Here is a 14,558-nt window from a genome sequence, read left to right as displayed (position 1 = left end):
AAAGCACGAACAGATATGGATCACCCAGTATGACCAATGAATCCGTCTCTCTGGGCACCGCGCCCGATCAGAATGGCCCCGATCCCCAGGACATAAATCATGAAGGCACGGCATCACAGGACGGAAAGCCGAACGACGCCAAAGCCAGATCACGCGGCAATCGCAACAGGGTAGCCTCCTTGTCCGCCACCGATTCTCTTTCTGAAGACGGGCTTCGTCGCCCCCAACCGCGCGGCAAAATCTACGACAGTATTCTCGATATTGTGGGTGGCACGCCCCTGATCCGCCTGCCTCGTCTGACTGTCGAGGACCGGCTGTTGGCCGATATCACTGCCAAGCTCGAATTTTTCAATCCACTCGGCTCGGTCAAGGATCGAATCGGACTGGCAATGATCGAGAAGGCGGAGGCCGCAGGCCTGATCCATCCCAGTACCAGCGTGCTGGTTGAGCCGACCTCCGGCAATACCGGGATTGCGCTTGCATTTGTCGCGGCTTCAAAAGGATACCGGCTGGTCGTGACCATGCCGGAAGGCGCATCGATTGAACGTCGGAAAATGCTCCGCCTGCTCGGTGTGGATGTTCAGCTGACCCCTGCCCGGCAGGGCATGGCCGGGGCCATTGCACGGGCAGAGGCCATTATTGCCGCCACACCCGGCGCATGGATGCCGCGCCAGTTCGACAACCCCGCCAATCCTGAAGCCCATGCTGCCACCACCGCCGAGGAAATATGGGCCGATACGGATGGCAAGGTTGACATCATCGTCGGCGGTGCGGGTACTGGCGGAACACTGACCGGAATTGCCCATGCCCTGAAACCCCGCAAACCCGATCTGCGCATTATCGCCGTGGAACCATCGGAAAGCGCTGTCCTGTCCGGAGACGAACCGGGGCCGCATGGTATACAGGGAATCGGACCGGGCTTCCGCCCCACGATTCTCGACATAACCCAGATCGATGGCATCATGCGGGTCGCGGAGCGTGATGCTCTGGCCGTGGCCCGGCGCGTGGCACGGGTGGAGGGGCTGCCGGTCGGTATTTCCTCCGGTGCAGCCCTGCATGCGGCACTCGAACTGGCCCGTAATCCTGCCAATGAGGGCTTGCTGATCGTCACGATCATCCCCTCCTTTGCCGAGCGGTATCTCTCCACGGCGCTGTTTAACGGACTGTAACCGCAAAACCGTGAAAAGTGACGCGGACGTGCAAATGATGGGCTCCAGGGGCTTGCACGTCCGCCAGATGCCAGATAGAAGGCCCGCACCGCACAAGCAGGATGGGCGCGTAGCTCAGCGGTAGAGCATCGCCTTGACATGGCGGGGGTCACAGGTTCAATCCCTGTCGCGCCCACCATCCTGTCCCCGTTAAAATCAATAATTGCCATTTAGCACGGTCAAGCAGCCTAAGGCTTTATCCGCGCGTCACACTGTGTCGGTCCCCCTTCCACGTGCTTTTGCGGAAACCCGTCATGCGCAAGCTATGATTGCACGTACTGTCATCAGGACGTAATCGAGGGTATGGATTATCGGGTTCTGGATGTCAGCCAGGAAGGCCCCCTCAGCATCGTCCGGCCGGCATGCCAGACGGTGCCGATGGTTATTGCTTCCGGTCATTCCGGAAATCTCTACAGCCCTGATTTTCTGTCCATTTCCCGCCTTGATTACGACACCCTGCGCAAAAGCGAGGATTGCTTCGTCGATGAGCTTTTCGGTGCAGCGCCCGAATTAGGAGCCCCGATCCTGCGCGCCCATTTTCCCCGTGCGTGGTGTGATCCCAATCGGGAAGCATGGGAACTGGATCCGACCATGTTCGAGGAAGCCCTGCCTGACTGGGTCAATACCGGCAGTGCAAGGGTCGAGGCCGGTCTCGGTACCCTGGCCCGGATCGTCGCTTCTGGTGAGCCGATCTATCGCCGCAAGCTGTTGTTTTCAGAAGCCGCGGCCAGAATCCATGATTGCTGGCAGCCTTACCATACCGCGCTGTCACAACTGATTGAGGAAACCCGCAACCGGTTCGGTATGTGTTTGCTGGTCGATTGTCATTCCATGCCCTCCCCCGTCGGACTGCATGGTAACCGGATCCCGCGCCGTCAGAACGATGCCGACATGGTTTTAGGTGATTTGCACGGAACCTCCTGCGCCAATACCATCACCATGGCTGCGGAAGCCACTCTCCAGCGCCTTGGTTATGCCGTACGGCGGAATAATCCTTATGCGGGAGGCTATGTCACACAGCATTACGGACGCCCGGGAAAGGGCGTACACGTCCTGCAAATCGAAATTGCCCGAGTCCTGTATATGGATGAGGAGCGTTATCTGAAGAACGCTCATTTCTCAATGATTCGTCAGGCCATGACATCCTTGATGAACGGCCTGGGCGCCACCGCCGCCCTTCTCTCCCACGCTGTCTGAATTGATAGAATAAAGACAAAAAAATTGGCGGTGCCACGCAGACACCGCCAAGTTTAGGGAGGAAACGTCCAAGAAAAGCAGCGCTGCGACATAACGCTACGCTACATGAGCGTAGATACGGTGTTGACCCGATTCACACAAGCATTTTTTTGCAGTGCAGCATCTCCAAAATCACAGAACCTGCCTTAATTTCCACACAATCCGATCCCTGATTATAATCGACCGATCAGAATTTTTACGAATGCATGCCCGCAGAGGTTTTTCCGTTACGGAGGCAGTTCCCTCTCTTCAGGTGAGCATGCTCTCCAGGGTCTCCAGCCGGTCAGCCTCTGCCGCGGGTTTATCGAGCCGCAGACGCGCTATTCTGGGAAAGCGCATGGCAATACCGCTTTTGTGGCGGGACGATCTTTGCACTGCATCAAAAGCGATTTCCAGCACGAAAGATTTCTCGACCTCCCGCACCGGGCCGAACCGGGCGATGGTGTGATTGCGCACCCAGCGATCCAACAAAACCAGCTCCTGATCCGTAAAGCCGTGATAGGCCTTGCCGACAGGCACCAACTCCTCATGCCCATTACCATCATCACGCCATAAGCCGAACGTGTAATCGGAATAGAAACTGCTGCGCCTGCCATGACCACGCTGCGCATACATGATCACCGCATCAACCGTCAGCGGATTGCGTTTCCACTTCCACCACAAGCCTCTGGGCCGTCCGGGCACATAGGGACTGTCTCCACGCTTGAGCATCAGCCCTTCGATCGAAGCCGCACGTGCGCCCTCCCGCAAGGCAATGAGGGCCTCTGCATTCTCCACCGTGATCAGACCGGACAGATCCATGCGGAGCGGGGCCGCAACGGCAAACCAGCGCTCCAGATGCTGCCTGCGCTCATCGAAGGACAGGGCCCTCAGATCACGCTCCTGTTCATCGAACAGAATGTCGTAGAGCCTGACATGGGCCGGATGCTGCTTCAGCAAAGCCGGACCGGGCGATTTCCGGTTGAGTCGCTGCTGAAGGTCCGAGAACGGAGCCACCTCTCCTGCCCGTGCAACCAGCAATTCGCCATCCAGCACGCCGTCGAAATTCATGGTCTCCAGCACATCAGGAAAGGAGGCGGAGACATCATCGCCGGTGCGGGAGAAAATGCGCTTTCCCCCCGGTACGGAAACGAGTTGCACACGGATGCCGTCCCATTTCCACTCCACCCGGTATTCGGAGAGGGAAAGCGCCTCCAGATCAGGCTGCTCCAGCGGATGCGCCAGCATGGGAGGACGAAACACTGGCGCACCAGCCGGGTCCGGGCGAGCACCCTGTCCTTCGATCCATGCAAACAGCGTTCGATAGGGGGGTGTCAGGCCGTGCCACACCTCCTCTATTTCATCCGGGTCGATCCGTCCCTGGGACAGCCCGGCCAACGCCACCTTGGCCAGCCTTGCAGAGACCCCGACCCGCAGATTTCCTGTTACCAGCTTCAGAATCGCGAACCTTACCGATTCATCCGACGAGTCCAGCCATGCGGATAATATCTGCGGCAGATCGATTCTGGTGGTGCTCTGAAGGGTCGTCACGACCTCTGCCAATCCGGGAGGGGCTGTCGGCATAGTATCGGCAGATGTCGGCCAGATCAGGGAGGTCGTCTCGGCCAGATCGCCGACATAATCATAGGACAGGGCAAATAATTCGGGATCGACACGCTGCCCTGCCAATGCACGAATCAGGCCCGGTTTCGCCGTGGCAAAAGACAGGTTCCCCGTCAGCGCCGCCAACCCGTATCCGCGATCGGGATCAGGTTCGGTTTCGAAAAAACGTTGCAGCAGGGCCAGCCTGGCATTGCGCGATGGCGTATAGATCAAACGCTCCAGCAGGGCGGCAAAAGCAATCATACGGACTTTCCGTCCGTTGTAACCGCACCTGCCGTCTCACCACCTGTCATCCCGCCCCCCGCCACCGCGGTATCGTCATCTTCCTCGCCATAGCCGATCAGACGCAGGGCGCGGCCTCTCACCCCCATCAACCCCGCCGCATGGATCAGGGCTTCCTCCCGCCCATGGGTCACCCAGATTTCAGGGGCCTGCACGTCCCGGATTGTGGCCAGCAAGGCGTCCCAGTCGGCATGGTCGCTGATGACCAATGGCAGTTCGACCCCTTTGGCGCGGGCACGTTGCCTGACCTGCATCCAGCCGCTGGCGAGAACTGGCACAGGATCATGCAATCGGCGCGACCAGCGATCAGCCAGCGCAGAGGGAGGCGCCAGCACGATCCCGCCACGCAGGGCCTCCTTCGGCACGGAGGTCACTGGTCGAAGATCGCCCAACCCCACCCCAAGCGCCTCATAGGTGCGGCAGACATTCATCAACGCTCCATGAAGATAGATCGGTGCAACCCACCCCGCCTGCCGCAGCAGCATGATCAGGCGCTGGCATTTTCCCAGCGCGTAACAGCCGACCAGATGGGTTCGCTCCGGAAAAACCGTGAGATTGTCGAACAGCTTGCGTATTTCCTGCTCTGCCGGAGGGTGGCGGAAGACCGGCAGGGCAAACGTAGCCTCCGTGACAAATACATCGCAGGGAACCGGCTGAAAAATGGCACAGCTCGGGTCGGACGCACGCTTGTAGTCACCGCTGATCACCACGCGGCTGCCGCGCCATTCCAGCACGATCTGCGCACTGCCCAGCACATGGCCAGCCGGTTCCATGCGCAGCCCCACATCATTGATCGTGATCTGTTCCCCATAAGACAGTGGCTGCGGAGCACGGGCCGCACGCTCTACCCCCATGCGGGTTTTCATGATGGCGAGCGTTTCCGGCGTGGCCAGCACCGCGCCATGCCCGGGGCGGGCATGATCCGCATGGGCATGGGTAATGGCCGCACGCTCCACCGGCACCACCGGATCGATGAACAGATCAGCCGGTTCACAGTAAAGCCCCTGCGGCAGCGACCGAAGCCATGTCTCGGGATGGGGGGCGGTCAGGCGCATGAGATGATCAGGAACATGGGCCGGTCCCCTGGCTGTGCATGACGTCCGGCAAGACTGGAAGGCAGGGCCATATGACGCAGCATAACCGGGAAAGTTCAGGGGCTGTGAAACGTTCTGTTTTAACCTCTTATCCTGCGACCATAAGAACCCCATTCTTTCAGCCATGCTTCAGACCATGCTCCCCCCTCGTTTCGCCGCGTGGTTCGAACGGCGCGGCTGGACGTTGCGGCGGCATCAGGCCGCCATGCTGGACGCAGCCGAAGCAGATCGCAGCGCCCTGCTGATTGCCCCGACCGGGGGCGGAAAAACGCTGGCCGGTTTTCTGCCCAGCCTGATCGCTCTGGCCAGACAGGCCGAACCGCCATACGGGCTGCATACCCTCTATGTCAGCCCGCTCAAGGCTCTGGCGACCGACATCGCCCGCAACCTGACCTCTCCGGTCCAGGAAATGGGACTGCCAATCCGGATCGAGACACGCACTGGCGACACGCCATCAGCCAGCCGCGCCCGCCAGCGGGAGACACCGCCGCATATCCTGCTGACGACACCGGAAAGCCTGAGCCTGCTGCTGTCGCTGGAAAGCGCCCCCATGTTTTTCCATGGCCTGCGAACGGTGATCATCGACGAAGTGCATGCGCTGGCCGGCACCAAAAGAGGCGATCAACTGGCCCTCTGTCTGGCCCGGCTGCGCCGTCTGGTTCCGGGACTGCGCGTCTCAGGCCTGTCCGCCACTGCCGCCCATCCGCAGGCGCTGCGGGATTATATTGGCGGCGATGCAATCGTCATCGAGGAAACGGGTGGGGCTCCCCCACGGCTGGAGATGATGTTGCCATCCGGGCGACTGCCATGGTCCGGGCATATGGGGCTGGCATCAGCCCCCGCCATTCTGGAGCGGATCAAAGCGGCCGCCATGACGATCGTATTCGTCAACACCCGCGCGCAGGCCGAGCTTCTGTTTCAGGCATTGTGGCGGCTGAATGAGGATACGCTCCCCATTGCCCTGCATCATGGCAGTCTGGAGTTGGAACAGCGCGAACGTGTTGAGCAGGCCATGGCCTCGGGGCTGTTGCGGGCAGTGGTGGCGACCTCCTCGCTTGATCTCGGCATCGACTGGGGCGGGGTGGATCAGGTTCTTCAGGTAGGCGCGCCCAAAGGCGTCTCCCGCCTGTTGCAGCGGGTCGGACGCGCCAGCCACCGCATGGATGAAGCCAGCAACGCCATTCTGGTGCCTGCCAACAGGTTCGAGGTACTGGAATGCGAGGCCGCCATCATGGGGGTTTCCGCACGGGAGCTGGATGGAGACCCGCCCGGCCCCGGCGGGCTGGATGTGCTGGCACAGCATCTGCTCGGGATGGCATGCTCCGCCCCGTTTCACCCGGATGCAATGTTCGAGGAAGTGCGGCAGGCCGCGCCCTATCGCATGCTCGACCGCAAGGATTTCGACGATACGCTCGGCTTCGTTGAAAACGGCGGGTACACGCTGTCACATTATGAACAATGGCACAGGCTGTTTCGGGACAGCGAAGGCCTTCTGCACGTGCGTTCCGACCGTGTGGCACGGCAATGGCGGATGAATATCGGCACCATCGTGCAATCCCCGATGATCAAGGTGCGCCTGCGCGGAAGCCGGGGAAAACGCGGGGAAGGACGCGGTACAACACTCGGCGAGGTCGAGGAATATTTCGCCAGCCAGCTTCGTCCCGGTGACACATTCATGTTCAGCGGCCGCCTGCTGCGCTTCGTTCAACTGCATGATACTGTGCTGGAGGCCGAGGAAGGTGGCGATGGCGATCCGATGGTCCCGGCCTATGCCGGGGCCAGATTGCCGCTCACGACCAGCCTCGCCAATCGGGTCCGCGCCATGTTGCAGGACCGCTCCGGATGGCAACACCTGCCTGAGCCGGTCAGGGAATGGCTGGAGATGCAGCGCATCCGCTCCCGCCTGCCGGGCCGTGACGACCTGCTGATCGAGACATTTCCGCGCCGTGACCGATGGTACATGGTGGCGTACTGCTTCGAAGGACGAAACGCCCACCAGACCCTCGGTATGCTGGTGACGAAGCGGATGGAGCGGCTCGGGATGATTCCGCTCGGCTTCGTCGCCACCGATTACGTGATGGCAACATGGAGCGCGCGGCAGCCAACCGGTCTCGACCGGTTGTTCGAGGAAGACATACTGGGGGATGATCTGGAAGCATGGATGGCGGAAAGCTCCATGCTCCGGCGTATTTTCCGTCATGTCGCCGTGGTGTCCGGGCTGATCGAACGACAACAGCCGGGGCTGAAGCGCAGCCGCCGCCAGGTCACCATCAATACGGATCTGATCTATGACGTGCTGCGCCGCCACCAGCCTGATCATATCCTGCTGCGGGCGACCCGGGCCGATGCTGCATCGGGACTGACCGATATTGGCCGTCTGGCACTTCTGCTGCGCCGGGCACAGGGGCACATCCGGCATATGGCGCTGTCGCGCGTCTCTCCGCTTGCCGTGCCGGTTCTGCTGGAAATCGGTCGTGAAAGCGTTCTCTCCGCCGGGTCTGAGGAAATGTTGCTGGCGGAGGCTGAAGCGCTGGTCGAGGAAGCCATGACGGACGATGATACGGCCCTCAACAGAAGGGTTTCTCCTCGCCGATATTCCAGCGGGTCATTGTCTGATGGACAAATCATGCAGGATGATCTGTTTGTCACCCTCCCTCCGGATATTCGGCCCCGTCGCTGACCATGCAGTCTCGTCCAGTCCGCTCCATCCCCACCCCCGTCTTCGCCGGTGGAGAAACGCTCCTGCTGGATCCGTCAGGTGCGGTATGGTGGCCTGCCGAGCGGATACTGATGGTGGCCGATCTGCATCTTGAAAAAGGCTCGGCCGCTGCCATGCGTGGCTCCCTGCTGCCGCCATGGGACAGTGCCGCAACACTGGACGCGCTCGAAAACCTGATTCTGCATTACCGACCGGAGCAGGTCATCGCGCTGGGGGACAGTTTTCACGACCGCTACGGTCTGGAACGCATGCAGCCGCAGGATGCCGCACGCCTGCATGGGATCAGCCGATCAACGACTTTCCGTTGGGTGCTGGGCAATCATGATCCGGTGGCCAGCGAGGGACTGAGCGGCACCTTTTATGCCGAGCATGGCCTGAAACGGTTCATTTTCAGGCATGAAGCCGCATCAGTGCCAGACGGAGCCATGGAGTTCTGCGGCCACCACCATCCGAAAGCGAGCGTGTCCGTAAGAGGTACATGGCTGACCCGTCCCTGTTTCGTGTTCTCGGCGGAGAGGCTGATGCTGCCTGCGTTTGGTACCTATGCTGGCGGACTGGATGTATCCTCGCCGGAGATCGCGCAGCTGTTTCCACAAGGGGGCCGGATTTTTCTGCGCGGCCATGGGCGGTTGTTCAGTTTTTCAATGCCTGCCACCACCCCCACGCAGCCTGCAAACAGCCGTGCCATGCGAAAAAGCTGAGACCAAAGCGCGATCGATACGAAATGGCTGCACAACCGCTGGCCGGGATGGTGTTTCTGTTCATCGATCGTCATACTGGCAGATCGCTGACGACGATGCAGGATGGGCATGGGAGAGAAATTTATTACCGTGACGGACAGACCAGCCCCGGACTCCGTCATTACTTTTCCGCGGCATCCCCCCGCCGGCGTTCCAATCCGCGTCATCGGCGATGTGCATGGCGATGCACGCGCCTTTACCCATGCCGTCACCACCGACCGTTTCATTATCCAGTTGGGTGACCTGACAGATGGCGGACCCGAAAACGGCGAAGTTCTGCGGATCATGCTCAACCTGCTTCATCAGGGGCGCGGGCTGTTCCTGCTCGGTAACCACGATCTGAGGCTGGCAAGGCGGCTGGCCGGACGATCCGTCCGACCTGATCCGACGCTTGAAGAAACCTGCGCACAGATCGATACCCTCCATATCCCGCAGATCATTAACGCGATCGCCCATGCACCAGCCTGGATTGTAAGCGGGAACCGCATCTTTCTGCATGGCGGTTTTCATACCGACATGCTGCATACAGCCCCCCCTTTTCCCGTTCCCATTCAGGATGGACGCGTACATGGCGTGCTGGCCCGTGCGCTGTATGGGGAACCAACCGGTCAGCTTCAGCCTGATGGTTATCCGGAGCGCAGCCTGCGCTGGGTTGACCGTATTCCGAAAAATCTGATCGTTTACTGCGGCCATGACAATCGCAGCCCGGACGGTCGTCCCCTGACGATGTATGGGCAACGTGGTGGAACAGCGATTTTTCTGGATACAGGGGCCGGGAAAGGGGGCCATCTTTCCTGGATAGACCTCGACTCCTGATTGTTCATACGGTCGTTTCCAGGAGTCTATTTTATGGTAAAAAGAGCAAAAATTCCTTTTTACCATACGGCGGAACAGGTCATGCTCCGTCATGAAGGCCATATCCAACCTGCGCCAGATGGCGCTGCGACGAAACGGGATCAATCCGCAAGCCGATGCGCCAGCTCCTCCTCCTCCGTCACGCCAAATCAGCATGGGACGACCCCAAACTTCCGGACCATGCCCGCCCCCTGAATGATCGCGGTCGGCGTGCAGCCGCAGCCATGCACAAAGCGATCAACGCGCTTGATCTGCGGCCGGATCTGATTCTGGTTTCCTCCGCCCGTCGCACCATACAGACGCTGGAGGCGCTGGAGCCTTGGCCGCATACTCCCCGTACAGAACGGATGGATGCGCTCTATCTTGCCTCATCCGAGCAGATGATCCAGGTTCTGAACAGCGTGCCGGAAACGATCGGCTGCGTGATGTTGATCGGTCATAATCCCGGTATGCATGATCTGGCCCTGACGCTTGGAAATCCGGCAAGGGACGAGCGCACTGCACGAGTGCGCCTGAACGAGGGGTATCCGACAGGCGCGCTGGCACAATTCGAACTGAACAAGCCCTGGTGGGGGCTGTTGCCCGGTGTGGCACGACTGACACGCTTCCTTACCCCCTCTGAACTGCCTGATATGGGCCAACATGACTGACACATCTGCATTGCCTCCAGTCGTGATGGATACCGTGGCTGAAGCACCTGCTGCTGAAACACTGTGCCTTGGGCCGGATGTAGAACAAGGTTCTGTCCCCGTGACGATAACAATGGCCTTCGATCCGGCCGTGGCAGAACGACTGCCACGCCTTGCACCGCTGTCACGGCAGCGTAAAGGCCGGATGAAAACGCGTTCCTTCCGGCGGATTTATCACGACACGCCGGATGCGGCCTTTTTTGCCGATCATCAGGCTCTGGTCGTCGATGGAGGAATGTGGCGCGTGGAAAGTCTTGCCCCTCCCCCTTTGCTGCCCGGTTCGCAACTGGATGATAAGACTTTGATTGCGCCGATCGAAACCTTGCTTGCGTCGTACGGTATCGAGGGCGGCGTCATGCCGATTGCCTCCGTAGAGGGACGCCAGCGCAGTATCGTACTGAGCGATCAGACACAAATGAACAGTGAAGACCTGACTGTCTTCATTGAAGATGGCACGATCCGCAATCTGACCGATACGCTTCCCTTTGGCCGTATACATATCCAGGGCGATGCAAGGGCCATCGCTGGACTGGCATCAGAGCTTCAGGAGAATGAGGAAGCCCGGTTCCGGATTCCGGAAACGCCGCTTTCCATGCTGGCCGTTTCCCACGGGCGGGGACTGGCCGCCCGCCCCGCCTCCGGCCTTGGTGCACCGGAGATTGATCCCGGCATCAGCACGGAAGATGCCGCACGACATATCATCGGTCATCTAACGTTGGCATTGCTTTACTGGGCACCACGTATCCGCCTGCTGAAATCAGGCGAAACCGACAAAACCGCGCTGGAGCCTGTGCATCAGATCCGTGTGACGCTGCGCCGCCTGCGTTCAGCCCTATCGATTTTCTCCGCCGTTCTGGCCTGCCCGGAACTGGATAACGTCAAGGCGCATCTGAAAACAATCAGTACTCTGCTGGGGCCGGCACGCGACTGGGATGTCTTTATCAGCCAGACTGGCCAGACCCTGCTGGACACCTTCCCTGATCATGCCGGCCTGAAACGCCTGATGGAGCGGGCTGCTAAACAGAGAGAACAGCATTACCACACCTTGCTGGCCAGTCTGAAAACGCCCGGTTTCGACAGGCTGGGGCTGTCCCTCGCCCTGCTATGCCAGGTGCGGCCATGGCGGCAGGCGCTCCATACGCTGCATGACGAAGTGCGCCATCATCGTGAAGAATGCCTGAACCAGCCAATCGAAATCTTCGCGGCAGGGGTACTGAAAAAACGCCTGAGAAAACTGCCCGCCAGCGCCCCGATCGCTGAACTGCCTGCCACCGCCCTGCATGAATTACGCCTGCATGCAAAGCGTTTGCGCTATGCCTGTGAATTCTTTGCCGCCTGTTTCCCCCAGAAACAGGGACGCCGGATGATCCGCCGGCTGTCAGAACTTCAGGAAGAACTCGGCATCCTCAATGACGGAGCCGTAGCAGCCGGGTTGATGCAGGAAATTGACGGGAAGGACGGCGTGCAGGGCGCACAGGCCCGCGGCATTGTGCTGGGCTTCTCCGCCGCCCATGGGGCCAGCGCCAGACAGCAGATTATCGCCGCCTGGAAACATTTCCATACTGCAAAGCCGTTCTGGAACTGACCGACTTTAATTCCGCTTCAACGCGACCTTAACTTGGCAACGGCACCAGGATAGGCGTTAATACGCCCGCCCTTTCGTAAGATAGGGCCGTTACCTGCCATGCAGCACCTCATCTGCGCATTCGGATATCGTAGGTCCGACCGATGTACCTGAAACACAAAAGACGCATTTTCACCTCCTCAACCGCCCATAAACGCAGACCGTGGCGGCGATGGGTTATGCTCGGCAGCGTGCTGTCACTGGGCGGGATCGGGGGTCTTGCGGTATTTGCGCCATCCCTCCCCTCGGTTTCTCTGATCCCGCTTCAGAATATGCTCGACCAGATCAGAGGCAGCAGAACGGGGACAGAAACCCAGCGTGATATATCTTTGACCGCTTCACCCGCACAGGTAGCCGTCGTCGATGGAGAGACATTACGGGTTGCCGATACGGTTGTACGGCTGGCAGGAGTTTCCGCCCCCAATCGCGGCCAGCAATGCAGAACGCCCGATGGAAGCGGTTTCGACTGCGGTGCAGCCTCTGCAGAGGCTCTGGCGGAAATCATCAAGAATCGTCCAGTCGAATGTGAAATATTAGGGCACGATACCAACCACCATTCGCTGGCCATCTGTGAAACCCAGACAGAAGGCCAGGGAGCAAATCAGGGGACCATCATCAATCGTGCTGTGGTTCAGGCAGGATGGGCCAGAGCAGAGACGCATGCGGAAGCACGGGCAGAAACGCGCTCTGCTCCCCTGAAAACATTGGGCCTGACCTCTGATGAGGAACAGGCGCGGGCAGCTCATCGCGGATTGTGGCGCACGTATATGCCGCAGTTTTAAACTTTCGCTGAAGATTGCTCGGCAGGGCTTGCCGTTTTTTTTCGCAAGTGCGAAGATTGCTCCAATAACGTCTCCCATGGAATGATCTTGCTTCTAATGGCATCATTCATCCCATTCGTTACGCAGAATCTGAGTCAGGCGGTTTCCAGCCGCTTCTGTCATGAGGTGTTTGAATGAGCGGCTCCCCTACGCGCAGCGTCACCGTCCAGTTGAACGGCACGGACAAGTCGGCAACCTACCCGTTGCTTGACGGCACGCTTGGCCCTTCTGTCTTCGATATCAGGAAGATGCAGGGCGATCTGGGTGTCTTCACCTATGATCCAGGCTATGGCGGAACTGCCGCCTGCGAAAGCAAGATTACCTTCATTGACGGTGATGAAGGCGTTCTTCTGCACCGAGGCTACCCGATTGATCAGCTGGCCGAGAAGTCAAGCTTTCTGGAAGTGGCCTATCTGCTGCTGAACGGTGAACTGCCGAAGCCGGATGCCCTGACGGAATTCAACACCGAAGTCATGCGCCGTACCATGCTGCACGAACAACTGCGCAGCGTGTTCCAGGGCTTCCGCCGGGATGCTCACCCGATGGCCATGCTCTGTGGCGTCGTCGGTGCTCTCAGCGCGTTTTATCACGACAGCCTGGACATCACGAACCCCGAACATCGCAAAATCTGCGCCCTGCGCCTGATCGCCAAAGTGCCGACCATTGCGGCATGGGCGTATAAATACTCGATCGGCCATCCTTTCGTGTATCCGCGCTATGACATGGGCTATGCGGAAAACTTTCTCTACATGGTCAACGGGCGCCCGTCCGAGGATTACAAGGGAAATAAGGTTCTGGAACGGGCCATGGACCGTATCCTGATCCTGCATGCCGATCATGAGCAGAACGCTTCCACCTCCACGGTGCGTCTGGCCGGTTCCACCGGCGCCAACCCGTTTGCCTGTATCGCCGCGGGTATTGCCAGCCTGTGGGGGCCGGCCCATGGTGGCGCCAACGAAGCGGTGCTGAAGATGCTGGCCGAGATCGGCCATGTCTCCAACATCCCGGCCTTCATCGAAAAGGTAAAGGACAAGAACAGCAATGTCCGCCTGATGGGCTTCGGTCATCGCGTCTACAAGAACTATGATCCGCGCGCGAAAATCATGCAGCAGACCTGTCACGAGGTGTTGACTGAGCTCGGCATCAAGGACGATCCGATGCTGGATATGGCGGTCGAGCTGGAGCGGATCGCTCTGAGCGATGAATATTTCATCAGCAAGAAGCTGTATCCGAATGTCGACTTCTATTCAGGGATCATTCTGAAGGCGATGGGCTTCCCAACCAGCATGTTCACGGTGCTGTTTGCTGTGGCTCGCACCGTCGGCTGGATCAGCCAGTGGCAGGAACTGATCGAGGATCCGGCCCAGCGTATCGGGCGTCCCCGGCAGATCTACACCGGCTATGGACCGCGCGATTACGTATCGGCCGATCGCCGCTGATCAAGGTGACGTGGCCTGGATGGCCGGCGGTCTTTTCGTGAAGATGCAAGCAAAAGCGTCGGGCAACCGGCGCTTTTCGTCTTTCTGATGCCGTCTTTGTGACAACACGAATTATTTTGTCCAAAAACCGTATCCCTATGCTGACCTAAATCGCCCGACAAAGTATGTCAGGTGAGATAGGCCTGTATTGGCACTTCAGTTTTTTTGACCGTAAGGAATTTACTATGTGCGTTGTCTGGAAAGCCGGTG

General features: G+C 59.4%; 11 protein-coding genes and 1 tRNA gene. 10 read left to right on the top strand and 2 right to left on the bottom strand.

Going from position 1 to position 14,558, the window contains the following annotated elements:
- Positions 1–29 precede the first annotated feature (29 nt).
- The 3 genes from cysK (at position 30) to GbCGDNIH8_RS04645 (ending at position 2,405) form a co-directional block, all read left to right on the top strand.
- Entirely contained in the window at positions 30–1,169 is a 1,140-nt protein-coding gene (cysK, locus tag GbCGDNIH8_RS04655; RefSeq protein WP_253736114.1) for a cysteine synthase A, read from the top strand.
- 103 nt (positions 1,170–1,272) lie between these two features.
- Positions 1,273–1,347, top strand: a tRNA-Val gene (locus tag GbCGDNIH8_RS04650).
- A 164-nt stretch (positions 1,348–1,511) separates the two neighbouring features.
- Positions 1,512–2,405: an N-formylglutamate amidohydrolase gene (locus GbCGDNIH8_RS04645; protein ID WP_072572278.1), complete on the top strand. Its 894-nt coding sequence runs from the start codon at positions 1,512–1,514 to the stop codon at positions 2,403–2,405.
- 288 nt (positions 2,406–2,693) lie between these two features.
- Here GbCGDNIH8_RS04645 and GbCGDNIH8_RS04640 read toward each other — a convergent pair whose 3' ends face one another.
- Together GbCGDNIH8_RS04640 and GbCGDNIH8_RS04635 are read right to left on the bottom strand one after the other, a co-directional pair.
- Complete coding sequence (locus GbCGDNIH8_RS04640; RefSeq protein ID WP_072572277.1) at positions 2,694–4,289, bottom strand: cisplatin damage response ATP-dependent DNA ligase; 1,596 nt, start codon at positions 4,287–4,289, stop codon at positions 2,694–2,696.
- The gene (locus GbCGDNIH8_RS04635) at positions 4,286–5,383 is read right to left on the bottom strand and encodes a ligase-associated DNA damage response exonuclease (RefSeq protein WP_072572276.1); all 1,098 of its coding nucleotides are present in this window, start codon (positions 5,381–5,383) and stop codon (positions 4,286–4,288) included. The genes GbCGDNIH8_RS04640 and GbCGDNIH8_RS04635 overlap by 4 nt, the downstream gene beginning before the upstream one ends.
- A gap of 175 nt (positions 5,384–5,558) precedes the next feature.
- On the opposite strand from GbCGDNIH8_RS04635, the gene GbCGDNIH8_RS04630 reads away from it, so the two are divergent.
- The 7 genes from GbCGDNIH8_RS04630 (at position 5,559) to gltA (ending at position 14,309) form a co-directional block, all read left to right on the top strand.
- On the top strand, positions 5,559–8,102 hold the full coding sequence (locus tag GbCGDNIH8_RS04630; RefSeq protein ID WP_253736113.1) for a ligase-associated DNA damage response DEXH box helicase: 2,544 nt from the start codon (positions 5,559–5,561) through the stop codon (positions 8,100–8,102).
- Positions 8,103–8,104: 2 nt separating this feature from the next.
- The gene (gene pdeM / locus GbCGDNIH8_RS04625; protein WP_081368840.1) at positions 8,105–8,842 is read left to right on the top strand and encodes a ligase-associated DNA damage response endonuclease PdeM; all 738 of its coding nucleotides are present in this window, start codon (positions 8,105–8,107) and stop codon (positions 8,840–8,842) included.
- 102 nt (positions 8,843–8,944) lie between these two features.
- The gene (locus tag GbCGDNIH8_RS04620) at positions 8,945–9,697 is read left to right on the top strand and encodes a metallophosphoesterase (RefSeq protein ID WP_408874692.1); all 753 of its coding nucleotides are present in this window, start codon (positions 8,945–8,947) and stop codon (positions 9,695–9,697) included.
- A 155-nt stretch (positions 9,698–9,852) separates the two neighbouring features.
- On the top strand, positions 9,853–10,386 hold the full coding sequence (locus tag GbCGDNIH8_RS04615) for a SixA phosphatase family protein (RefSeq protein WP_072572274.1): 534 nt from the start codon (positions 9,853–9,855) through the stop codon (positions 10,384–10,386).
- Positions 10,379–12,010, top strand: coding sequence for a CHAD domain-containing protein (locus tag GbCGDNIH8_RS04610; protein ID WP_081368839.1), 1,632 nt, complete (start codon positions 10,379–10,381; stop codon positions 12,008–12,010). Before GbCGDNIH8_RS04615 ends, GbCGDNIH8_RS04610 begins: the two co-directional genes overlap by 8 nt.
- 218 nt (positions 12,011–12,228) lie before the next feature.
- Entirely contained in the window at positions 12,229–12,831 is a 603-nt protein-coding gene (locus GbCGDNIH8_RS04605; protein WP_072572272.1) for a thermonuclease family protein, read from the top strand.
- Between the two features lie 173 nt (positions 12,832–13,004).
- Positions 13,005–14,309 carry a citrate synthase gene (gltA, locus tag GbCGDNIH8_RS04600; protein ID WP_072572271.1) on the top strand — a complete coding sequence of 435 codons (1,305 nt, stop codon included), beginning with the start codon at positions 13,005–13,007 and terminating at the stop codon, positions 14,307–14,309.
- Positions 14,310–14,558: the final 249 nt, after the last annotated feature.

Origin of the sequence: Granulibacter bethesdensis (genome assembly GCF_001889545.1) — a bacterium.
Classification (GTDB): domain Bacteria; phylum Pseudomonadota; class Alphaproteobacteria; order Acetobacterales; family Acetobacteraceae; genus Granulibacter; species Granulibacter bethesdensis_B.
The sequence above is the reverse complement of the archived record's forward strand: the minus strand, read 5'-3'. Positions and strand labels throughout refer to the sequence as shown.

Coding starts and splice junctions, on each gene's coding strand:
- cysK (WP_253736114.1), top strand. CDS start 30: ATGACCAATGAATCCGTCTCTCTGGGCACCGCGCCCGATCAGAATGGC.
- GbCGDNIH8_RS04645 (WP_072572278.1), top strand. CDS start 1,512: ATGGATTATCGGGTTCTGGATGTCAGCCAGGAAGGCCCCCTCAGCATC.
- GbCGDNIH8_RS04640 (WP_072572277.1), bottom strand. CDS start 4,289: ATGATTGCTTTTGCCGCCCTGCTGGAGCGTTTGATCTATACGCCATCG.
- GbCGDNIH8_RS04635 (WP_072572276.1), bottom strand. CDS start 5,383: ATGCGCCTGACCGCCCCCCATCCCGAGACATGGCTTCGGTCGCTGCCG.
- GbCGDNIH8_RS04630 (WP_253736113.1), top strand. CDS start 5,559: ATGCTCCCCCCTCGTTTCGCCGCGTGGTTCGAACGGCGCGGCTGGACG.
- pdeM (WP_081368840.1), top strand. CDS start 8,105: ATGCAGTCTCGTCCAGTCCGCTCCATCCCCACCCCCGTCTTCGCCGGT.
- GbCGDNIH8_RS04620 (WP_408874692.1), top strand. CDS start 8,945: ATGGGCATGGGAGAGAAATTTATTACCGTGACGGACAGACCAGCCCCG.
- GbCGDNIH8_RS04615 (WP_072572274.1), top strand. CDS start 9,853: ATGCGCCAGCTCCTCCTCCTCCGTCACGCCAAATCAGCATGGGACGAC.
- GbCGDNIH8_RS04610 (WP_081368839.1), top strand. CDS start 10,379: ATGACTGACACATCTGCATTGCCTCCAGTCGTGATGGATACCGTGGCT.
- GbCGDNIH8_RS04605 (WP_072572272.1), top strand. CDS start 12,229: ATGCTCGGCAGCGTGCTGTCACTGGGCGGGATCGGGGGTCTTGCGGTA.
- gltA (WP_072572271.1), top strand. CDS start 13,005: ATGAGCGGCTCCCCTACGCGCAGCGTCACCGTCCAGTTGAACGGCACG.